The organism is Labrys sp. E2SS-1L (genome assembly GCF_057073705.1).
On the sequence record NZ_CP172712.1, the window covers coordinates 4,848,943 to 4,870,873 of the forward strand.

20 protein-coding genes are annotated in these 21,931 nt (G+C 63.7%); 6 read left to right on the forward strand and 14 right to left on the reverse strand.

Going from position 1 to position 21,931, the window contains the following annotated elements; translation table 11 throughout:
* Positions 1–20: 20 nt before the first annotated feature.
* The 5 genes from ACIGJE_RS22700 to ACIGJE_RS22720 form a co-directional block, all read right to left on the reverse strand.
* Positions 21–467 carry an RbsD/FucU family protein gene (locus tag ACIGJE_RS22700; protein ID WP_322433768.1) on the reverse strand — a complete coding sequence of 149 codons (447 nt, stop codon included), beginning with the start codon at positions 465–467 and terminating at the stop codon, positions 21–23.
* A 9-nt stretch (positions 468–476) separates the two neighbouring features.
* Positions 477–1,514: an ABC transporter permease gene (locus tag ACIGJE_RS22705; protein WP_483678736.1), complete on the reverse strand. Its 1,038-nt coding sequence runs from the start codon at positions 1,512–1,514 to the stop codon at positions 477–479.
* Positions 1,514–2,470, reverse strand: a complete 957-nt coding sequence (locus ACIGJE_RS22710; protein ID WP_483678737.1) for an ABC transporter permease — start codon at positions 2,468–2,470, stop codon at positions 1,514–1,516. Before ACIGJE_RS22710 ends, ACIGJE_RS22705 begins: the two co-directional genes overlap by 1 nt.
* On the reverse strand, positions 2,463–4,034 hold the full coding sequence (locus ACIGJE_RS22715) for a sugar ABC transporter ATP-binding protein (protein WP_415080604.1): 1,572 nt from the start codon (positions 4,032–4,034) through the stop codon (positions 2,463–2,465). The genes ACIGJE_RS22710 and ACIGJE_RS22715 overlap by 8 nt, the downstream gene beginning before the upstream one ends.
* Positions 4,035–4,387: 353 nt before the next feature.
* A complete protein-coding gene (locus ACIGJE_RS22720) occupies positions 4,388–5,368 on the reverse strand; it encodes an ABC transporter substrate-binding protein (RefSeq protein WP_367626612.1) in 981 nt (326 codons plus the stop codon).
* A 307-nt stretch (positions 5,369–5,675) separates the two neighbouring features.
* Between ACIGJE_RS22720 and ACIGJE_RS22725 the strand changes: the two genes are divergently transcribed.
* The gene (locus ACIGJE_RS22725) at positions 5,676–6,809 is read left to right on the forward strand and encodes a site-specific DNA-methyltransferase (RefSeq protein ID WP_311942435.1); all 1,134 of its coding nucleotides are present in this window, start codon (positions 5,676–5,678) and stop codon (positions 6,807–6,809) included.
* A 146-nt stretch (positions 6,810–6,955) separates the two neighbouring features.
* Here the strand turns inward: ACIGJE_RS22725 and ACIGJE_RS22730 are convergent, their stop codons facing one another.
* From ACIGJE_RS22730 to ACIGJE_RS22750, 5 genes are all read right to left on the reverse strand, one after another.
* Positions 6,956–8,386 (reverse strand): amidase, encoded by a 1,431-nt coding sequence (locus ACIGJE_RS22730; protein WP_367626613.1) that lies wholly within the window; start codon positions 8,384–8,386, stop codon positions 6,956–6,958.
* Between the two features lie 65 nt (positions 8,387–8,451).
* On the reverse strand, positions 8,452–9,537 hold the full coding sequence (locus ACIGJE_RS22735) for a Gfo/Idh/MocA family protein (RefSeq protein WP_367626614.1): 1,086 nt from the start codon (positions 9,535–9,537) through the stop codon (positions 8,452–8,454).
* Between the two features lie 245 nt (positions 9,538–9,782).
* Positions 9,783–10,925, reverse strand: a complete 1,143-nt coding sequence (locus ACIGJE_RS22740) for an ABC transporter substrate-binding protein (RefSeq protein ID WP_415080733.1) — start codon at positions 10,923–10,925, stop codon at positions 9,783–9,785.
* Positions 10,926–11,045: 120 nt separating this feature from the next.
* Entirely contained in the window at positions 11,046–11,888 is an 843-nt protein-coding gene (locus ACIGJE_RS22745) for an ABC transporter permease (RefSeq protein ID WP_246683813.1), read from the reverse strand.
* A gap of 10 nt (positions 11,889–11,898) precedes the next feature.
* Positions 11,899–12,717, reverse strand: a complete 819-nt coding sequence (locus tag ACIGJE_RS22750) for an ABC transporter ATP-binding protein (protein ID WP_415080583.1) — start codon at positions 12,715–12,717, stop codon at positions 11,899–11,901.
* Positions 12,718–13,029: 312 nt separating this feature from the next.
* On the opposite strand from ACIGJE_RS22750, the gene ACIGJE_RS22755 reads away from it, so the two are divergent.
* On the forward strand, positions 13,030–13,917 hold the full coding sequence (locus tag ACIGJE_RS22755; RefSeq protein ID WP_311942427.1) for a MurR/RpiR family transcriptional regulator: 888 nt from the start codon (positions 13,030–13,032) through the stop codon (positions 13,915–13,917).
* Positions 13,918–14,108: 191 nt separating this feature from the next.
* Here ACIGJE_RS22755 and ACIGJE_RS22760 read toward each other — a convergent pair whose 3' ends face one another.
* The 3 genes from ACIGJE_RS22760 to ACIGJE_RS22770 all read right to left on the reverse strand — a co-directional run bounded on the left by ACIGJE_RS22760 (position 14,109) and on the right by ACIGJE_RS22770 (position 17,097).
* Positions 14,109–15,491 (reverse strand): FAD-containing oxidoreductase, encoded by a 1,383-nt coding sequence (locus ACIGJE_RS22760; protein WP_415080582.1) that lies wholly within the window; start codon positions 15,489–15,491, stop codon positions 14,109–14,111.
* Positions 15,488–15,949, reverse strand: a complete 462-nt coding sequence (locus tag ACIGJE_RS22765; RefSeq protein WP_149251715.1) for a DUF4126 family protein — start codon at positions 15,947–15,949, stop codon at positions 15,488–15,490. The genes ACIGJE_RS22760 and ACIGJE_RS22765 overlap by 4 nt, the downstream gene beginning before the upstream one ends.
* Before the next feature lie 305 nt (positions 15,950–16,254).
* Positions 16,255–17,097, reverse strand: a complete 843-nt coding sequence (locus ACIGJE_RS22770; protein ID WP_367626636.1) for a MurR/RpiR family transcriptional regulator — start codon at positions 17,095–17,097, stop codon at positions 16,255–16,257.
* A 198-nt stretch (positions 17,098–17,295) separates the two neighbouring features.
* Between ACIGJE_RS22770 and ACIGJE_RS22775 the strand changes: the two genes are divergently transcribed.
* Entirely contained in the window at positions 17,296–18,750 is a 1,455-nt protein-coding gene (locus ACIGJE_RS22775) for an MFS transporter (protein ID WP_415080581.1), read from the forward strand.
* 2 nt (positions 18,751–18,752) lie between these two features.
* Positions 18,753–19,430 carry an aspartate/glutamate racemase family protein gene (locus ACIGJE_RS22780; protein WP_367626620.1) on the forward strand — a complete coding sequence of 226 codons (678 nt, stop codon included), beginning with the start codon at positions 18,753–18,755 and terminating at the stop codon, positions 19,428–19,430.
* 51 nt (positions 19,431–19,481) lie between these two features.
* On the opposite strand, the gene mutY is transcribed toward ACIGJE_RS22780, so the two are convergent.
* Positions 19,482–20,561, reverse strand: coding sequence for an A/G-specific adenine glycosylase (mutY, locus tag ACIGJE_RS22785; protein ID WP_367626621.1), 1,080 nt, complete (start codon positions 20,559–20,561; stop codon positions 19,482–19,484).
* Positions 20,562–20,630: 69 nt separating this feature from the next.
* Here mutY and ACIGJE_RS22790 point away from each other — a divergent pair, with 69 nt between their 5' ends.
* Together ACIGJE_RS22790 and ACIGJE_RS22795 are read left to right on the forward strand one after the other, a co-directional pair.
* Positions 20,631–21,170, forward strand: coding sequence for a DUF721 domain-containing protein (locus ACIGJE_RS22790; RefSeq protein WP_415080580.1), 540 nt, complete (start codon positions 20,631–20,633; stop codon positions 21,168–21,170).
* 96 nt (positions 21,171–21,266) lie between these two features.
* Positions 21,267–21,929 (forward strand): DsbA family protein, encoded by a 663-nt coding sequence (locus tag ACIGJE_RS22795; protein ID WP_311942118.1) that lies wholly within the window; start codon positions 21,267–21,269, stop codon positions 21,927–21,929.
* Positions 21,930–21,931: the final 2 nt, after the last annotated feature.

Consider the following 21,931-nt stretch of genomic DNA (forward strand, 5'->3'; position numbering starts at 1 on the left):
GATGAGGGGTGCAACACCTCCTACGGCGCAATCACGCCCTTGCGGAAGATGAAGCAGCCATAGAAGCGGCGCTCGCCGGTGGCGATTACGCAATAGGCCTTCTTGGCGTGTTCGTAGAATTCCATGCGCTCGATCGATGTCATCGGCCAGGACTTGCCTTCCGCCTTGTCAATGGCCGCCTGCACCTCCTGCTGCACCGGCGGGATCTCGTCGGGCGAGCCGACGATCTCCATGCGGCGGGCCGAGTCGTCGACGAACGTATCCAGCGGCACGACCGACAGCACGGCCTCGACCGCACGGGCCGCCGTCACGCCGTCGATGCGCAGGAGATCGCCCAGCACCGTCTCGCGGGCAACCGAGTCGGCCGGGAAATTGGTGTCGCAGATCACCAGCGTATCGCCGTGCCCCATCGCCCTGAGGGCATAGAGCACATCGGCATTCAGCAACGGATCGATGTTCTTGAGCATGATACTTTCCTATTTTGCGATCTGCGCAGGCTTGGTCTGCATGAGTTTGGCCTGCAGGATGACGACGACCAGCAGGAAGGCGCCGCGCACCACCGACTGCCAATAGGCCGAGAGCGAGATCCAGCCCATGCCGTTCTCGAAATTGAGGATGGTGTAGATCAGGCCGAGCAGCAAGGCGCCGGCCAGCGTGCCGCCAATGGAGCCCTTGCCGCCCGTCAGCAGCGTGCCGCCCACCACCACCGAGGCAATGGCGATCAGCTCCCAGCCAATGCCTTCGATCGGCTGCCCCGCCCCGAATTGCGAGGCCAGGATCACGCCAGCCATGCCGGCCGTCACGCCGGAGATCACATAAACAGCGAAGATGGTGCGGTTGACCGGCAAACCCATCAGACGGGAGGCTTCCGTGCCGCCGCCGACCGCCAGCACGTGTCGGCCGAAGGAGGTGGAGTTCAGGGTCACCGCCCCTACGATATAGGCCGCCAAGGCGATCCAGGCGGGCGTCGGGAAACTCAGGATGAAGCCGAGAATGTTGGCCGCAATGCCGGCATTTTCGGCATCCACCCATTCGGGCCTCATGAAACTGAGCAGATCGCCCTGCCCGAGCACGGTGAAGGCGGTATCGTAGGAAGCCGAAACCGACTGGTTGTTGGCCAGCAGCAAGGCTGTTCCTTGCGCCGCCAGCATGGTCGCCAGCGTGGCGATGAAAGGCAGTATCTTCAAACGGGTGATGATCAGAGCGTTGATGAGGCCGACGATCGCACCCGCCGCAAGCCCGCCGGCCGCACCGGCGAGGAGACCATAGGAGCTGAGATAGGCGGAGACCACGCTCGCCAGCGCCGCGGTGGTGCCGACCGACAGGTCGATGCCGCCGGTCATGATCACGAAGCACATGCCGAGGGCCACCAGCATGAACATAGAGTTGTAGCGCAGCACGGTCTGGATGTTGTAGGTGCCGAGGAAGCCGTCATAGCGCCAGGCGCCGAAGGCCGCGAGCAGCACGAGGGCGAGCAGGACGCCGATCACCGGCGTGAACTGGAATTTCTTCATCACGCCGTTCCCTGCCGCTGGAGCCAGACGGCGAGCACGATCAGCACCGCCTTGGCAATGAGGGCCGCCGCATCCGGCACGCCGTTGGCAAGCAAGGTATAGCGCACCAGCTGGATGATCAGGGCTCCGAACAGGGTGCCGACGATGGTGGCCCGGCCGCCCGAAAGCAGGGTGCCGCCCACCGCCACCGCGGCGATGGCATCGAGTTCCTTGCCCATGCCGATCAGATTGGCATCGGCCGCCGAATTCATGGCGATCTCGATGAGGCCGGCGATGCCGGCGCACAGCCCGCAGATGAAATAGACCAGCACCTTGACCCGAGCCGCCGGCACGCCGGCGAGCCGGGCCGCCGATTCATTGCCGCCGACCGCCAGGACCTGGCGGCCGAAGACGGTGCCCTTGAGCACATAGGCGGCCGCGATCACCAGAACAGCCATGATCCAGACCTGGAACGGCAATCCCAGGACCTTGCCGAGCGCGATCGCCTGGAATTCAGGGACCTTGAAGACCTGCAGGTCACCATTGGTGGAGACCTGGGCAAGCCCCCTGCCCGCGATGAACAGGATCAGCGTCGCGATGATCGGCTGGATGTTGTAGCGCGTGATCAGCCAGCCATTGAACAGGCCGAACAGGCCGGCCACCAGCACCGGAATGACGATACCGAAGGCGATCGCGACATAGAGGCTGGGAAAATCCACGAGCTTGCCGATGAAGATCATCGGCGACAGCGCACCGGCGATCGCCATCAGCGAGCCGACCGACAGGTCGATGCCGCCGGTCGCGATCACCAGCGTCATGCCGATGCCGACGATCACGATGGTGCAGACCTGGGTGAGGTTGAGCAGCAAGGTCTGGGTGGTGGCAAAATTGGGGGTGACGGCGAAATTGAAGCCGATCAGAAGCAGCAGCGCGATGAAGACACCGTAGCGCTGCAGGAACGCAGGAACGTCACGCATGGCCGGGTTTTCCGTGGGCTGGCGTTCCAGTCTCTTCGGCGACAGGGCTGGCGCCGTGGGCCATGGCGGCCATGATGCTGTCCTCGCTGATATCGGGCGGACGCAGTTCCGCCACGCTCAAGCCGTCGCGCAGCACGAAGACGCGGGTCGCTGCCTCGATGATTTCCTCAAGTTCGGACGAAATCACCAGCACGCCGAGGCCCTCGGCGGAAAAGCGCCGGATCAGGTTGAGAATTTCCGCCTTGGCACCGACATCGATGCCGCGGGTGGGTTCATCCAGAATGAGAAGTTTGGGATTCATGCACAGCCAGCGAGCGAGCAGGACCTTTTGCTGGTTGCCGCCGGACAATTCGCGGATCTTCTGATCCGGGCTCGAGCATTTGATGCCGATTTCCTTGATGAAGCGCTCGACGATCCGCCTCTGCTCGGCCAGGTCGAAGCGGCCGGAGCGAGAGAGGGCAGGCATCAGCGCAAGAGTGAGATTGTCGGCAACCGACATGTCGGGAATGATGCCCTCGACCTTGCGATCCTCCGAGCAGAAACCCATGCCGGCCTTGATGGCCTCGGCGGGCGAACGGAAATCCGTCCTGGCGCCGCCGAAGGCGATCTCTCCCTTGGCCCGGCGATCGGCGGCAAAGATGGCGCGAGCGGTCTCGGTCCGCCCCGAACCGAGCAGGCCGGCCAGTCCGACAATCTCGCCCTTGTCGATCGAAAGCGTGGCGTCGCTCACCCGCCGACCGACCGCAAGCGAACGCACGCCGAGCAATTCCTCCCGGCGTGACGGCGCTTCGTCGCGCTCAGCGGCGGTGGGGCCGGCCATTACCTCGGCCAGGGCTCTGCCAAGCATGGTGGTGACCAGAGTGAGCTTGGGCATCTCCTGCATGGCCGAAACGGCGACCGTGCGCCCATCCCGCATGATGGTCACCCGGTCGCAGACCGCATAGAGCTCGTCGAGCTTGTGCGTGACGAACAGCACCGAGACCCCATCGCTCTTCAATTGCCGGATGGTGCGCAGCAGCACCGCCACTTCGGCCTCGTCGAGGGAGGAGGTCGGCTCGTCCATGATCACCAGGCGGGCCTTGAAGGATACCGCGCGAGCGATCGCCACCATCTGCTGGATGGCGGTGGGGAATCCCCCCAAGGGTTGGGTAACGTCGATATTGACGTCAAAACGGGCCAGCAGTTCCCGCGCGCCGGCATTCATCGCCTTCCAGTCGATAAACAGGCCCGCACGCTTGGGCTCGCGACCGAGATAGATGTTCTCGGCAACCGAGCGATAGCCGATCAGGTTGAGTTCCTGGAAGATGGTGCTCACCCCCAGGCGCTGGGCCTGCTGCGGAGAGCTCGCCTGCCAGGGCGCCCCTCCAAAGGTGATCGTGCCGCCATCATGCGAATGAGCACCGTTGAGGATCTTGATCATGGTCGACTTGCCGGCCCCGTTCTGGCCGACCAAGGCCATGACCTCGGCAGGAGCAATCTCGAGGGTCGCGCCATGCAGGACTTTGACACCGCCAAAGCTCTTGGTGATGGCTTCCATGGAAAGAAGCGCAGACGATGCTGCCATTCGGTCTCCGGCTCATAATGGCGGCAAAACCCGCCTCTATCATTGTAAACAATCGAGCATAGGCTCAATCTTTGTCATGTCCGGGCTCGATCCGGACATCCAGGCTCTCCATCGTAAAAGAAGAGCTGGATTGCCGATCGAGACCCAATGCGGCCCACTCAAGGAGGAAACGCTCCCTTTTGTCATAGCCGGGCTTGACCCGGCTATCCAGAAGCCACGCAGCCGATCGGGCAACAGGGACTGGATTGCCGGGTCAGGCCCGGCAATGACAAAGGTCGCGCCAACTCCAAGTGGACGAGCCGCAAGGAGCCAAGCCCGGCAGCGACAGGGGTCAGTGCCTTACAACAACCGGATCAATAGGATTCCGGCAGATAAGCAGCGATGTTGTCCTTGTTGAACAGCCGGTCGGTATTGACGAGACGCGGCGCTACGGCTTCACCGGCGGCATATTTGACGATGGCATCGAAGGCGGCCGGACCGAATTTCGGATTGCATTCGATCAGGACGAGGATCTTGCCATCCGAAACGGCCTGGGCCGCATCGCGTGTACCGTCGATCGAGGCGAGGATCAGGTCCTTGCCCGGCACCTTGCCGGCAGCCTCCATGGCGGCGATGGCGCCCATGGTCATCTCGTCATTATGCGAATAGAGGGCGGTGGCGTCGGGATGGGCCTGGTAGAGCGTCTCGAAGACCTGGCGCCCCTTGTCGCGAGCGAAGTCACCCGACTGGGAGGCGATGATCTTTATGTCGGGATAGGCCTTGATCGCCTTCTCGAAGCCCGTCTTGCGGTCATTGGCCGGAGAAGAGCCGACCGTGCCCTGCAATTCGATGATCTTGGCCTTGCCATTGACGGCCTTGGCCAGATATTCGCCAGCCATCTCGCCTTCCTTGATGAAGTCCGAGCCGATGAAGGCGACATAATCCTTGCCGCCCTTGGCGAGATTCACATCGACGCCGCGATCGATGAGGAAGAGCGGGATGCCCGCCTTCTTGGCTTCCATCACCGCCGGCACCAGCGGCTTTTCCTCGCGCGGCGACAGCAGGATGACGTCGACCTTCTGGGCGATCATCGAGCGTACGTCGGCAACCTGCTTGGCGGCCGAGCCGGCGGCATCGGTGTAGACGAGCTGCCAGCCCCGCTTCTGGGCCTCGTCCTTCATGCTGGCGGTCTGGGCAAGGCGCCAGGGATTGTTGCTCTCCGTCTGCGCAAAGCCGACTTTGTAAGTATCCTTCTTCTTCAGCTTGGGCAGGTCGGCATAGGCCGGCACCAGCCCGAGGCCGGTGAACGCAGCACTGCCGGCCGCGATCTGCAGCAAGGAACGACGCGTGATCATTTTTCTCTCCCGTTTGGGCCCTTGTTCCGACGGGCCCGGACCGATGGCAGCGCAGTTTCCGTGCCAGGGTCGGCGGCTAGAATGGTCGGACAATTTGAACCGCGTCAAGTCATCAATTTGAGCAGAACCCGGACAATCACAAGCAAGCTCGGCCACGACACAAGCGTCCCGTTCCGGCACGAAATTTTTATCGCGGCGGCAACGCGGAATTTACCAAACCAGCCCAGGATCCAACGTGTTGTCAGTAAGCGTTGCGTATGAGTACCCCATGAGTATCTCGCGTACCGGAGCCGCCCAAGCGCTTCGGATGAGCCCTGGGTTGAAGCGTGTAGAATCGCGTTCGTCGCTTGTGGCGGGCGCGGTTCTACCGCTCGATACCATCATCGAAGGCGATTGTATTGCCGCGTTGCAGCGCCTGCCAGCCGCAAGCGTGGATCTCGTCTTTGCCGATCCGCCCTATAACCTTCAGTTGGGCGGCGATCTTCAGCGGCCCGACAATTCCATGGTCGATGCCGTCGATGACGACTGGGACAAGTTCGCCTCCCTGCGCGAGTATGACGACTTCACCAGGGCCTGGCTCGCCGCCGTCAAGCGCGTGATGAAGCCGGATGCCACGCTGTGGGTGATCGGCTCCTACCACAACATCTTCCGGGTCGGCGCCAGCCTGCAGGATCTCGATTTCTGGATCCTCAACGACATCGTCTGGCGCAAATCCAACCCGATGCCGAATTTCCGCGGCAAGCGCTTCACCAATGCGCATGAGACCCTGATCTGGGCCTCGCGCGACCAGCGCTCACGCTACACCTTCAATTACGAGGCGCTGAAGGCCGGCAACGAGGATGTGCAGATGCGCTCCGACTGGCTGATTCCGCTGTGCACCGGCTCCGAACGGCTCAAGGACGACGAGGGGCGCAAGGCCCATCCGACCCAGAAGCCGGAGGCGTTGCTGGGGCGCATCCTGCTCGCCGCCTCCAAGCCGGGCGACGTCGTGCTCGACCCCTTCTTCGGCTCGGGCACCACCGGCGCCGTCGCCAAGAAGCTCGGCCGCCACTTCGTCGGCATCGAACGCGACCAGGCCTATATCGCCCATGCCCGCGAACGCATCGCCCTCGCCGCGCCTGTCGACGATGCCGCCATGCTGGCACCGGCCGAGAAACGCTCCGAACCGCGCATTCCCTTCGCCAACGTGATCGAACGCCAGCTCCTGCAGCCCGGCGCCATCCTGACCGATGCCAATGGCCGCCATCAGGCTCGCGTGCGGGTCGACGGCTCGATCATGCTCGGCGACATCGTCGGATCGATCCACAAGATCGGCGCCCTCGCCCAGGGCCTGCCCGCCTGCAATGGCTGGACCTATTGGCATTATGACGACGGCGGCAAGCCGGTGCTGATCGACGAGCTGCGCGCCATTCTGCGCAAGGAACTAGCGGCAGCCGGGTGAGCTTCCTTCTCCCCTTGCGGGAGAAGGTGGCATTACGAATGCAATGACGGATGAGGGGAGCAACTCTGCCTCACCGACCTATGCGCCAACACCCCTCATCCCCCTGCCGGGACCTTCTCCCACAAGGGGAGAAGGCATCTATCACCTCACGCACTGATAGCCGGGCGCCTGTCTTTCCAGGGCATGGCCTGCTCCAGCTGCGTCGACACCGCCAGCACGCTCGCTTCGTCGCCATAACGCCCGACCAGTTGCACACCGATCGGAATGCTGTCCGGCGTCGAGCCCAGCGGCAGCGAGATCGCGGGCAGGCCGGAAAGATTGAACGGGAAGGCGAAGACCGCATCCGTCCATCTGGCATTGTACTGGTCGAGATCGGTCATCGACATGTCGTAATAACCCATCGGACGCGGCAATTGCGTCAGGGTCGGCGTGATGAAGATGTCGTAGGGCGCAAGGTCCTCGGCGATGGCGCGGCTGAGTTCGCGCAGCTTCCAGACATCGCGGGCATGTTCCACGCCGCTGATCGACCGGCCGCGCTCGATCACCGCCCAGGTCACCGGCTCGACATCGTCCCGGGTGACGGGACGCCCGATCACGCCGGCCAGTCCGTCGAACATCGCGGCCGTCTCGACCGGAGACATATGGGTATAGGTCTTCCAGGCGTCATTGCCGTCCAAGGCCATGTCGTGTTCCTCGACGACATGGCCGAGACCTTCCAGCACCTTCGCCGTCGCCAGCACCGCCGCCTTCACCTGGGGATCGATCGGCGTGCCATTGGCCGGCGTGACGGTGTAGCCGATGCGCAACCGCGCAGGCGCGCGCTTCGACAGTTCCAGCCAGCTCTGCGCCGGCCTCGGCGGCGTATAGGGATCGCCCGGCAGGGCGCCGGCAACGGCATCGAGATAGGCGGCCGTATCGCGCACGCTGCGCGAATGGCAGAGGAAATAGGCGCCGCCGTACCAGAAGTCTCCCGCCGGAGCGAGGGTTACCCGGCCGCGCGAGGGCTTCAGGCCGACGATACCGCAGCAGGAGGCGGGAACGCGGATGGAGCCGGCGCCATCGCTCGCCTCGCCGATCGGCACCATGCGCGAGGCCACGGCCGCCGCCGTACCGCCGCTCGACCCGCCGGCGGTGATGCCTTCCTTCCAGGGATTGATGGTGGCGCCGTAGAGCTTGGGCTCGGTCGAGATCGACCAGCCATTCTCGGGCGCATTCGACTTGCCGAGCAGCACCAGGCCGGCCGCCTTGATGCGCTGCACCGATACCGAATCGCTCTCGGCCACCAGATCCTTCAGGTAGCGCGACGAATTGGTGAGCGGTGCGCCCTCCCAGGAACTGGCGAGTTCCTTGGCGAGGAAGGGAACGCCGGCAAAAGCCGCCTTGCGGTCGACCTTGGCGGCCATTGCCCGTCCGATGTCGTAGAGCCGGTGGATGACGGCGTTGAGCTTCGGATTGACCTGCTCGATCACGGTGATGGCGGTTTCCGCCACTTCGACAGGCGACACCTCGCCTCTGTGCACGAGCGCGGCCAGGCCGAGCGCATCGGATTCGACATAGGTCTCCAGCAATGACGTCATGACAATCAATCCTTGGTGATGAAAATCGAAGGGACGGCGCGCACTAATCGCGCGCGCCGGGCCGGTCAGCTCAGCTCGATCGCCCGCTTTTCCCGGATGCTCTGCTCGGCAGCCAGCACGATGCGCAGGCTGTTCACCGCCGCCGCCATGGATTCGGTGAGATCGAGATCCTCGCGGATGGCCTTGAGGAAATAAGCTTGCTCGCGGTCGCACAATTCCTGGTGACCCGGCTCGTCCTCCATGCTGAAGATCTCGTCCGGCTTGGCGAAGTTCTTGTCGGCGTCGACCTTGGCGTAGTGGATCTTGATGGCATCGGTCTTGGTGTGGCGATCGATGTCGGCGGAATCGGAAAGTTCCTCACCCTGCTTGGCGCTCTCGGTCTGCCCGGCGACGATGGAGACCGCCCCTTCCGGCCCGATCACATCCTTCACGAAATAGGCGATCTCGCTCATCATCGGGCCCCAGCCGGCCTCATACCAGCCGACCGAGCCATCATCGAAGGTGACGTGCAGGTGGCCGTAATTCTGCTGGGCCGCCTCCTGCCAGAGCTTGGCACCGATGCCGTGCACGCGCAGCGGCCTGGCGCCGGTGAGCTGGCACATCACATCGACATAATGCACGCCGCAATCGACGATCGGGATCAGGGAATCGATCAGGTTCTTGTGCCAGTGCCAGGCCGGACCGCTGCTCTGCTGGTTGAGATTGAGGCGCATCACCAAGGGCTTGCCCAAGGTCCGGCCCATTTCGATGAACTTCACCCAGGACGGATGCACGCGCAGGATATAGCCGAGCACCAGCTTGCGGTTCTTGGCGCGGGCGGCGGCGACCACCTTCTCCGCATCCTCGATCGTCGTGGCGATCGGCTTTTCCATGAAGACATGGCAGCCGGCCTCGATCGCCTTCAGCGCGTAGTCGGCATGGGTGTTCGGCCACGAATTGATGGAGACCGCATCGGGCCGGGTCTCCCTCAGCGCGGTCTCGTAATCCTCGAACAGCGGATAGTCTTCGAGTTCGGCCGGCACGGGCTTCGACTTGATCGAACGGCTCATGATGCCGACGATCTCGAAGCCATCATTGCGATGATAGGCGCTGGCATGGGAGGCCCCCATATTGCCGAGCCCCACCACGAGAATCCTGACCTTGTCGGACATGCGCCCTCCCCCAATGCCAATCACATGGTCCGACGCAGACCGGGATCCGCGCCGGATTTCAAAGCTTTGCAAAGCGACCCCTAAAGGACCGATGCAGTTCACTTGAGCGTCCTGGAGCTTGCGCCACCTTTGTCATTGCCGGGCTTGACCCGGCAATCCAGCCCCTTCGCGGGATCCTGGATAGCCGGGTCAAGCCCGGCTATGACAAATCGCAGCGTTACCTCCCTATGTGAACCACATTCCCCCTACAGCGCCCCGTTGAACAGGTTCGCCTTGATCTTCTCGACGTCGACCTTGGCAAAGCCGTCCGAAAGCTTGGCGCCATCGGCGTCGGCCTTGACCTTGGCCTTGTCGAAATCATTGGCCGGCTTGATCAGGTCGTTGGTGAGCACGTCCTCCGCCTTCACCGGTGCGGTGATCTGGCCGATCTTGTGGATCTGGTCGAAGAAACCCTGCCAGCTCGCCATGTCGTGCCAGCCCCAGCCGCCGCGCTTGTCCATGTCGCCGCGGAAGACGTTGACCTGCTGCAGGATCGAGGTGGTGCCGAGTTCCGGGCCGAGATTGCTGGCGAGCGTCGGGAACTGCTCGAACACCGCCTCCACCGCCGCGCGCGGGTTCTGGTAGCCGAATTCCAGGCCCATGGCCCAGCCGCGCAGATATTTCTCCAGGAAGGCCTTGCGGTCGGGATCTTCGAGATCGGCGCTGCGCACCACGAAGGTATTGGCCGGGAATTTCGAATGCTGGACGCCGAGCCAGTAGTCGAAGCTGAGCCCCTTGGCGATCCATTCCGCCCTGAGCCCTTCCCAGGACAGGGCGGCATCGCCCTGCCCGCCGGCCAGTGCCGTGCCCCAGGTCGGCCAGCCAGCCTCGACATATTTCACCTTCTTGACGTCGACGCCCTGGGCTGCGAGCAGCGGATCGGTGATCGCCTGCCAGGCGGCCGAGCCGAGCAGGATGGTCTTGCCTTCCAGCGTCTTGAGATCCTTGGTGCCCTCGCCCTTGCGGAAGGCAAAGCTGAAGGTGTCGCGCGCACCCATATGGAACACGGATTTCAGCTTCATGCCGTTCTGGATGGCGAAGGAGAATACGCCCGGAGACGGGAACCCCATGTCGGCCTGGCCGACATCGACGAATTTCACCGTCGCCGTACCGTCGGAGGGGCCAGGCTGCATGTCGGTGGCAAGATCGCCGAAATAGCCGGCCTTCTTCGCCGCCCAATAGGGATAGTCGTCGAGCACTTCCAGCGTGCCGCGCGGCGAGATCCAGGTGAACTTCTCATAGGCTGCGGCACGGGCCGGCGCCAGCAGGCCGGAGGCGCCGAGGGCCGTCGCCGTCACCAGGCCGCCGGCACCCACCTGCAGGAAATAGCGCCGGTTGATGCCCGGCATTGTCGATACGATCTCGTTCTTCGTCACGGCTTTCCTCCGGTTGCATCCCGCCTGTTTCCGGCAGTTCGAATGGTGTGTGGTTTGTTCGTTCTAACGCTTTGCCATCGCCCGCTTTCCTGCTCAGGCTTCCCAACTCGCCCATTTCTTGCCGATCAGGAAGAACAGCACGTAGATCAGGATGCCGAGGATGGAGAGCACCAGCACCACCGCGAAGAATTGCGGCATCTGGATCATGGAGGAATAGGTGGTCAGACGGTTGCCGAGCCCGAAGCCGCCACCGACCATCTCGGCGCCAACAGCCGTCAGCAGGCCGAAGATGGCGCCGATCATCAGGCCGACCAGGATCATCGGCAGGGCCATCGGTGCGCGGATCTTCCAGAAGATCTGCAGCGTCGAGGCGCCATAGGAACGGGCAAGCGCGATCTTGGCATTGTCGACCCGCCGGAAGCCGGTCGCCGCGTTGATCATCACCATCGGGCCGGCGGCAAGCGCCACCGCGATGATCCTCGGCGTATAGCCGAAGCCGAAGCGCAGAATGAGCAGCGGCACCAAGGCCAGCATCGGCGTGGTGACCAGCAGCAGGATATAGGGCGCGATGATCTTCTCGGCGAAAGGAAATTGGGTGATCAAAGCGGCAAGGATCAGGCCGATGCAGGCACCGATGGCAAAGCCGCCACCCAATTCCACCAGCGTATAGCCCAGATGCGGCAGGATCAGCGGAAACTCGGTAAACAGCGCCGTGGCGATCGCGCTCGGCGGCGGCATGATATAGAGCGGCACCTTGAACAGCCGGAGCGCCACCTCCGCGCCGCCGATCAGGATCACCGCGACCGCGATGATCGCGGCAATCTCGAAGCCGGACTTGATGCCGGGGCCGGAGGAAAAGGCCGACAGATTGGTGAGGCTGACATCCCGGCCATCGCCGGACTTCGCCTTGGAAAATTGGGGAACGGCGTCACTCACGGCGATATCCTCAGCTTGCGGCCACGGCGCTGCGCAGCGGCGCCTGCGTCTGGCTGGCGCGGCCGCCGACGATGTCCAGCTTGATGGCGTTCTGCAGGTCGAAGACCTCCTTGGTGGCCATGATCTCCAGGGAGCGCGGGCGCGCGAAGGGCACCTGATATTCCCTTGCCACCCGCCCGGGCCTGGCGCTCATCACGATCACCCGGTCCGAGAGGAAGATGGCCTCCTCGATGCTGTGGGTGATGAAGACGATGGTTGTCGGCCTATCCAGCCAGATCTCTTCCACCAGCCTGTTCATCTCCTCCCGCGTGAAGCTGTCGAGGGCACCAAAGGGCTCGTCCATCAGCAAGACCGAAGGCTTGAGCGCTAGAGCACGCACGATGGAGGCCCGTTGCTGCATGCCGCCGGAAAGCTCGCGCGGAAACTTGCCTCCGAAGCCGGCAAGGCCGACGCGTTGCAGGAGATGCTCGATCCAGGCCCGGTCGGGACGGGTGCCCTTGATCTCGAAGGGAAAGGCGATATTGGCGTCGAGGTTGCGCCAGGGCAGCAGGTTGGCGTCCTGGAAGACGAGGCCGATATCGGGATGCGGGCCGGTGATCGCTTTCCCGTCCAGCCTGATCTCGCCGCTGGAGAGGCGGTGAAGACCCGACATCGACCACAGCAAGGTGGTCTTGCCGCAGCCCGAGGGACCGACGATGGAGACGATCTGGTTGGCCTGAATGTCGATGCTGCAGCGGTCCAGCGCAACGAGATTGCCCGAAGCGGTGTGATAGACCTTGCTCGCCTCCCGCACGGCAAGCTTCGGGTGTGATGCCAGCCCCGTTTTCATTCCATCCCTCGGAGAATGCGCCGTGGCCCTCAAGGGCCATCTCATCGCAGTCGGCACTGTGTAACTATCCTACTTTAGTGTCAAGCATATGGTAGGACCATTGCAGGACCAGCGCACCGAAATACCTTCTATCTATCGGAATTATCTTGTGTTATTGCAACATGAAGGTTGTGTTACTTTCCTACATGGATCACGCTGTCCCGCGACGGTGCACACTTTAATCCCAGGGAGAAACGCCTGATGAGCCAGGACAGGAAGCGAGCGTCCCGGCACGGCAAGGCGAGTGAGCCGGGCAGCGCCGCTTCCGAGCGCATGACCCATATCCCGGACATCATTTCCCTGGTGAAGGACGGTTATCGCGAGCTCCGCCCGGCCGAGCGGCGCGTCGCAGATGTGGTGCTCGAAGATGTCGAGGCCGCCGTCGCCGCCTCCAATGGCGAGCTTGCCAGGCGAGCCGGAGTGAGCGAACCCACCGTCACTCGCTTCTGCCGCGCCATCGGCTGCGAGGGCGTCAGGGACTTCAAGCTGCGCCTGGCGCAGAGCCTAGTGGTTGGCGGGCTCTATCTCGGCAAGCCGGGCACCAATGCCGGCTACCAGGCCCCGGAACTGCCGTACTGGAATGCCGTATTCGGTGAGGCCCATCGTGCCATCCAGGAAACCGAGCGCCAGCTCGATCCCGCTGAACTGCAGAAGGCGGCCGACCTGATCGCCGGTGCCCGCCAGATCGCCGTCTTCGGCCTGGGCGGCAGCGCCTCCGCCTTGGCGCAGGAAACCCAATATCGCCTGTTTCGCTATGGCGTCGCGGTATCGGCCCATTGCGACCCCTATGTCATGCGCATGACGGCCTCGACCCTGAAGCCGAGGGACGTGGTGATCGCGATCTCGGCGACCGGGCGCACGCGCGAAGTCGTCGAGGCGGTGGAGATCGCCCGCCAGTACCGGGCCACCGCCATCTGTGTCACCGCGCCCGACACCGATCTCGCCCGCGCCTGCGACGTGAGGCTGACCGTGGCCGTGCCCGAATTCCCCGACACGCTCAAGCCCACGGCCCTGCGCTTTGCCTTCCTGACGCTGATCGACCTGATGGCGACAGCGACCGGCTACAAGCTCGGCGGCTCGGCCCGCGAGACGCTGCGCCGTATCAAATATAATGTGCAGATCCGCCGTGCCGGCAAGGAGATGGAACCTCTGGGGGATTAGGTGAGCTTGGTCATCCCGTGCGCGGCGCAGCATGAAATGCTGGGACGCAGACACGGGACCGTATGCAGAACCAGCTTCACATAGCGGTCCCCGGACCAAACCTTTGGTTTGGTCTGACTGCACCGCATCACTACGTGCTGCCACACACAAGCAAAAGCTTGTGTGGATGCGTCCGGGATGACGCTCCCCTCTTACACCAGCGGCTGCATCTCGCCGATCATGGTCGGCACGAGCTCCGAAACGGTCGGATGGATATGCACGGCGCGCTGGATGGTGGTGTAGGGCGCCTTGGCATACATGCCGTCGAGCAGGCCGTGGACGACCTCGTCACCGCCGACACCGAGGATGGCCGCTCCGAGAATGGCATAGCTGTCGGCATCGACGATCACCTTCATGAAGCCCTGCGTCTCGCCCTTCTCGACCGCCCGGCCGACCCGCGTCATCGGCCGCTTGCCGATCAGGGCCTTCCGTCCGGACCGGCGCACCTCCTCCTCGGTCTGCCCGATGCGTCCGAGCGGCGGATCGATATAGAGGGCATAGGCGGTGATGCGGTCGCTGACCCGGCGCGGATCGGCATCGAACAGATTGGCGGCGACGATCTCGTAGTCATTGTAGGAGGTATGGGTGAAGGCGCCCTTGCCGTTGCAATCGCCGAGCGCCCAGATGCCCTCGACGTTGCTGCGCAGCTCATCATCGACGATGACATAGCCGCGCTCATCGGTGTGCACGCCGGCCTTGTCCAGGCCGAGATCGTCGGTATTGGGAACCCGGCCGACGGCGACAAGCACATGCGAGCCCGATATCCGCATGGGACTTTGCCCCTCCCCCGCCACGGTGACGGCAACCCCGCCGCCATCGCAAGCAAAGGCGAGTTGTGTCGCCCCGAGGCGGATATCGATGCCTTCCTTGGCCAGGATGTCGCGGATGGCATCGGAAATATCGGGGTCCTCCCGCGAAGTCAGGCGTGGTCCTCGCTCGATCACCGTGACCTCAGAGCCGAAGCGGCGATACATCTGCGCGAATTCGAGCGCGATATAGCTCCCGCCGATCACGATGAGATGGTCGGGCAGCGTATCGAGCTCCACGATCGAGGTGTTGGTGAGATAATCGATGCCATCGAGCCCCGGCATGTCGGGCACCAGAGCCCGCCCGCCGACATTAAGGAAGATTTTCGGCGCGTTCAGCCGCTCGCCATCGACCTCGATCTCATGAGGGCCGGTGAAGCGGGCATGGCCCCGGATCAGCCTGCAGCCCGGCATGCCGCCGAGCCAGTCCTCCAGCCCGGTGCGCGCGTTCATGGTCACCGCCTGCTTGCGGGCCCAGACCTTCTTCATGTCGATGCCGACGCCGCCGCCCAGCACCACGCCATAATCGTCGGCGCGGCGCGCGAGATGGGCGGCATAGGCGCTGGCCACCAGGGTCTTCGTCGGCATGCAGCCGGTATTGACGCAGGTTCCACCGACATGCTTGCGCTCGACCACGGCGACACGCTGCCCCGCCGAACTGAAGCGGCCAGCCAGGGACGGTCCGGCCTGGCCGGCCCCGATGATGATGGCGTCGAACGCGGTGCTCATACCAGCGCCCTGACGATCAGAAGCGCCCCGAGGACCGCCACGGCGTCCTCGACAAGGGCGGCCGGCAGGTCGCGCCCAAAGGCAAGTGCTAGGCGCCGGCGGAACTCATGGCCGCCCAGCGTGCCGACGATGGCACCGACCACGCCGGCGACGAGCCCGACCAGCCAGGAACCGCCGGCCAATCCGATCGCAGCCCCGCTGAAGGCACCGCTGACGAGGCGGGCGCCGAACTGCATCGGCACCGTGCGGCTGGGCGTCGAGGGCAATTGGTCGCCGACGAACTCCAGCAGGGCCAACGCCGTGAAGACATAGGCTGTGACGGGATGGCCGAGGAAGGCCAGCGGCGTGCCGTCCAGCGGCAGCCAGCCCAGATAGGCCGCCCAGCTCACGGCGGCAGGAGCGGTGAAGGTGCGCAGCCCCGCGACCACGCCGATCAGAAACGCGCCGAGCAACGACATGCAGCCCCCCTGTGCCGATGAGCCCTCATGCTGGAGGTAGGATGGTATAAAGGCAATAGCCATTCGCGGGAGAGGAGACCTTCTCGGCAACAGGTTCCAATATCGCCCCTAGAACCCCTGCAATTGACCTACGGATCTTTGAGTTGGCGCGAGCTTTGTCATTGCCGGGCTTGACCCGGTAATCCGGCGTCTTGGCCGCTTGCGCACATGGCTTCCGGATAGCCGGGTCAAGCCCGGCTGTGACAAATCGGAGCGTCTTTCCCAAGGCAACTGCACTGCTCTGGGCACCGGTCCTCCTGACACAGCTAGAGTTCCTCGAGCGCATCCCCGAAGGTTTCGATGTCGCGCAGGCGCCTGCGCCCGGCGGCACCGGCTTTCTCGATGGCGCGGGTGGTGATGAGATGGCACAGCGCCATCACCGACGTGTGGTTGAACAAGGGGCCGGGCGCCAGGGTCTGGCAATGAAAATGCCATTGTGCCGAGGAGCGCAGAGGCGCGCCCTCATCGGTGATGTAGAGCAGTTTGGCGCCCCTCCTCTCGATGGCGGCCAGGATATCGTCCAGCTTGGCAATGCGGCGGCGCAAGGCGAAAACCACCACCACGTCGTCCGCTGCAATGCTCGCCAGATATTCGCCGAGTGTATGGCCCGGGCCGGGGATGGCGACGATATTGTCGATGACCTGCAGCATCTGCCATTGCAGATAGGCGGCAAAGGGCTGGCTGGAGCGAAAACCCACGACCCAGGTCCTGCGCGCGCCGAGCATGGCATCCACCACCGCATCGATCTGGGCTTCGCGGATCGACAGAAAGGTCTGCTCCAGATTGGCGATGGCCTGGCCGACATGGCTGGAAAGCGACTGGCCGGCAACAGCATCAGCCGCACTGGAAAGAAACAGCCGCGATCCGGTCTGCCTCTCCTGGCGGACGTGGCGACGCGATTCCTCGTAGGTCTCATAGCCCAGGCGGCGCACGAACCGCGTCACGGTGGCATTGGAGACATGGGCCAAGGTCGCCAGTTCCGATGCCGAGTAGCTCGCCAGTTCACCGGGAAAATCACATACGAATTCCCCAAGCCGCCGTTCGGCCGGCGGAAGCTCGTCGAGGACGTCCCGCACGCGGGTCAGGAATGATCTCTCGGTAGACTGCATGGCCAAGACAGCTGAAATCTCATTTTCAGGGCGCTCTGAGCAGTAAGAGATTTTGACCGCTTGTACAATCACATCGCCCAAAATCCTTACAAATCGGCGCCCTGAACAAGAAACAAAAATACCAATTGCAAAAATATTTTCTTTGAGTTTAACTATGAAAAAATAATTTCAAAACGTCATCCAGAGGATTAAATCGCCATGGCAGGGGAACAGATGATCCCATCCGGCGCATCGTCGCCGGTACAAAAGCAGATGGAACAGGCGTTGGGGACGATCGGCGTCACCACGGCCCACAAGCAGATTCTCGCACTCATCCTGATCGGATGTCTGTTCGACGCCTTCGAGCAGAACACCATCGGGCTGATCGCGCCGATGCTGAAGGCGCAATGGGGCCTCACCGGCGCCGACATCGGTTTCCTGAACACCATTACCTTCGCGAGTGCGGCTGCGGGTCGCCTCCTCTCCGGCATCCTCGGCGATCGCTACGGCCGCCGCGTCATGCTGACCATCAATCTGCTGTTGTTCACGCTCGGGTCTGCGCTTTGCGCGCTTGCACCGAGCTTCGGCGTGCTCTGCATCGCGCGCGCCATCGTCGGTTTCGGAGTCGGCGGCGAGATCTCCACGGCCGTCACCATGCTTGCCGAGTTCTGCTCGCCGAAATTCCGCGGCACCGCGGCAGGCCTGGTCAATGTCGGCGCCGGCGGCTTCGGGAACTTCCTCGCCCCCGCCTTCGGGCTCGTGGTCTTCACCCTGTTCGCGCGGGACGACGCCTGGCGCTGGCTTTTCGGTGTGCTGGCGATCCCGGCCTTCCTCGTCGTGTTCTTCCGCCGCTACGTGCCGGAAACACCGCGTTTCCTGGCCTCGCAGGGCAAGATCGACGAAGCCAACAAGGTGCTCTCCATCCTGGCCTCAGGCTCGCTGCGCCCGAAGGAATTGCGGATCAAGGCCTATCTGTCGAAACCCGAAGACGGCAGCGACCAGCCTGCGAAAAGCAGCTGGCGGGAGCTGTTCCAGGCACCCTATCTCGGACGCACCATTCCCGTGGCGATCGCGATCCTGATGAGCTACGGGGCACAGCTTTCCGTGCTCACCCTCATGCCGATGATCTTCATGTCGATGGGCCACACGCTCTCCGGCAGCCTGCTCTTCAGCATGATCATCCAGAGCGGCAGCGTGCTGGGGGCGATCACCGCTTCGATGTTCGGTTATTACTTCCCGCGTAAGAGGGTCTTGAGCATCGGCTCCGTCTGTGCCTGCGCGGCAGCCCTGGCCATCGTCTGTCTGGGGAACAGTCTCTATCTGGTGCTGTTCTTCGGCGCGCTCTTCCAGTTCTTCGTGCTGCTGCTCAACACCTCGATCTGGATCTATGCGCCCGAACTCTATCCAACCCGCATTCGCGGCTTCGGCGTGGCGCTGATCCTGGCGAGCGGCTCGGCCGCAGGCTCGGTCGTGCCGACCCTGGCGGGCTTCCTCTTCGACAATCTCGGCATGCTCGGGGTCTTCGGCCTCGCTGCCTCGATGTATGCGGTCTTCGCCTTCTGCATTCAGCTCGGGCCCGAGACCTATGGCCGTTCCATGGAAGACCTGACCCAACCGGCCGAATCCGAAACCCCGACCGTCGATTTTACCAAAATCGCCAGAGAACAGGCCTGACAATGCAAGCATCGTCCCCTCATGTCCTATTGATCAATCCCAACAGCTCGGAAGCGACCACGGGGATGATGCTGGCCATTGCCCGCCGCAAAGCGGATGGGCGGCTTCGGCTGGAAGCCGCCACGGCAACCCGCAGCCCCTCGATGATCGTCAACGAAACCCAGCTTACCGCCTCGGCAAGCCAGGTCATCGAGATCGGCCGGGCGCAGGATGCGGGCTGCATCGGCATCATCGTCAGTGCCTATGGCGACCCCGGCGTCGTCCACCTCAAGGAAAACCTGCAGGTGCCGGTCATGGGCATCTGCGAGGCATCCATGATCGACGCCTCGCAGGGCGGACGCAAATTCGGCGTCGCCACCGTCACACCGGATCTGGCCGAAGCCATAGCGGCGCGTGCCGCAAGCCTGGGGCTTCAACACCTCTATACGGGCATACGCTGCACGCCGGGCGATCCGGTCAAGCTTGCCGATGATGCGGAACGCCTGCGCTGCGAGCTGGCAGCCGCGGTGAGGCAGTGCATCGAGGACGGCGCGGAAGCTGTGATCATCGGCGGCGGGCCGCTGGGCGAGGCAGCAGAATATCTGCGCACGCAATTCGACATCCCCATCATCGCGCCCATCGGCTCGGCGGTGGATCTGATGATCGCCGCGATCGAGAACGGTAACGGGCACCGGAATTGACCAACGCCCGTAGCAAGGAAGACGCGCGAACGGTATCCCGCTCGCGCGTATTTAACTCCCCCGCGCCAGTGCCACGATCTTGCGCATCACGGTGGGCAGGGCTTCGCCGTCGAGCTCATCGAGGCGAACCCAGCGGCAATCGGCGGGCGCCTTGGTGCTCAGCAGGGCATCGGCGGCATAGACGCTGACGGCGAGCTCGAAATGAGTGAAGCCATGGCTCACCTCGCCCGGGAGCTTGCGCCATTTCGCCTTCAGCGGCGCGTAGTTGACGGCAGTGCCTGAATCGAAGTCTTCGCTCCACACGCTGGAGGGAATCTCCGTCATGCCGCCGAGCAGACCCTTGTCGGGGCGCTTGCGCACCAACACCCAGCCGTCCGGCCTGACGATCCAGAACGCCGCGCCCCTGCGCAACGGACGCCTGGCCTTGGGGGCCTTGCGCGGAAATGTCTCCTGCGTGCCTTCCCGGCGTGCCCGGCAGAAGGGCAGATAGGGGCACAGGCCGCAAGCCGGGCGTTTCGGGGTGCAGATCGTCGCCCCGAGATCCATCATGCCTTGCGCGAAATCGCCGGGCCTGTCGGCCGGCGTCATGCCGTCGACGATTTCGGCGATCCGAGGCTTGGCCTGCGGCAGGGGCGTCTCCAGCGCTTCGAGCCGGGTCACCACCCGCTCAACATTGCCGTCGACCACGGCCGCGCGCCGGTCGAAGGCGATCGCGGCCACGGCCGCCGCCGTATAGGCCCCGATCCCCGGCAGCTGCCTCAGGCCCTCGACCGTGTCGGGAAAACGACCGTCCAGCCTCGCACTGACGAAACGGGCGCAGGCATGCAGGTTGCGGGCTCGCGAATAATAGCCGAGCCCGGCCCAGGCCTTGAGGATATCCTCCTCATCGCTCTCGGCCATGGCGTCGACCGTGGGCCAGCGTGTCAGAAAAGCCTGGAAATAGGGGCCGACGGTCTTCACCGTGGTCTGCTGCAGCATAATCTCGGAGAGCCAGACGCGGTAGGGATCCGGCTTCTCGCCGGGCAGCGCCCGCCAGGGCAGCCTCCTGCGATGCCTGTCATACCAGGCGAGCAGGGCATCTGCGTGCAGGCCTTCTGGGGACTTGACCTCGGGAGCGACACTATTAAGCATGGCCCCTCATTCCACAGATCGGCCATGATCAACAAGCCCAACTCTTCACAACAGGCATCTCAACAGCGGGTGTCCATCAAGCGAAGGTCGGCTCGCCCCTTCGCCGATCTCGTCGGCCCGGCCCTGGCCGACGCCCTCAAGGCACGCGGCTTCGCCACGGCCGATATCATCGGGCACTGGCCGGATATTGTCGGCGCCCGCCTTTCGGCCCATTCCTTGCCTGTGAAGATGCAGTGGCCGCCTCGCCCCAAGGGCGAAGCCTCCGATGCGGCGCCTGCTGCCGCGACCCTGATCCTGCGGGTCGAGAGCGCCTTCGCGCTGGAGGTCGAGATGTCGGCCGGCCAGATCGTCGAGCGCATCAATGCCGTCTTCGGCTGGCGCTGCGTCGGCAAGCTGCGCCTCAAGCAGGGGCCGGTGGACCATCCGGCACCGAGGCAGAGGCCCGGGATTCCCGACCTGCCCCCCGAGGCCTCGCGCCAATTGGCCGACGATCTCAGCGGCATCGAGAACCCTGGCCTGCGCGAGGCGCTGGAACGGCTGGGGCGGCAGGTTCGCGGTTCGCCCCGCCGCACCAAGCCGGCTACAGTCAAGCCGGTCACACCTACGTGAAGGTGGTCGGTCTGCCTGTTGCCATAATTGCAAGGCTCAAGTACCGCACACATAGAGTGCGCCGACGCGCGCAATGACAAAGGACATGAGTCGCCGATGAGCCCGATGCTTTCCCGCCGTACCCTGATCGCAGCCCTTGCGGCGAGTCCGGCGCTTGCGGCCCTGCCCGCCCTCGCGGCCGACGACAAGGTCAGCCTGCTCGAACTGGCCGTGCCCGGCCCCATCCCCGATATCGCGCTCGGCAAGCCGGATGCGCCGGTCAAGGTCTATGAATATGCCTCGATGACCTGCCCCCATTGCGCGCGCTTTGCCAAGGACGTGTTCCCGGCCATCAAGCAAAAATACATCGATACCGGCAAGGTGCTGTGGACGATGCGCGAATTCCCGCTCGATCCGCGTGCCACGGCCGCCTTCATGCTGGCACGCTGCATTGCCAAGGACGCACCGCCTGAGAAATATTACACCATGCTCGACGTGCTGTTCTCGCAGCAGGAGAGCTGGGCGTTCGTCAACGACGCCAAGCAGGTGCTTCCGGCCCTGTTCGGCATCGCCAAGCAGTCCGGTTTTACACAGGAACAGTTCCAGGCCTGCTTGAAAGACCAGACGCTCTATGCTGGCGTAAATGCCGTGAAGGAGCGTGGTTCTTCGGCTTTCGGTATCGATGGCACGCCGACCTTCTTCATCAACGGTATCAGGAAGGGCGGCGAGATCACGATCGACGAGTTCTCCCAGGTCGTCGATCCGTTCCTCAAATCCTGAAA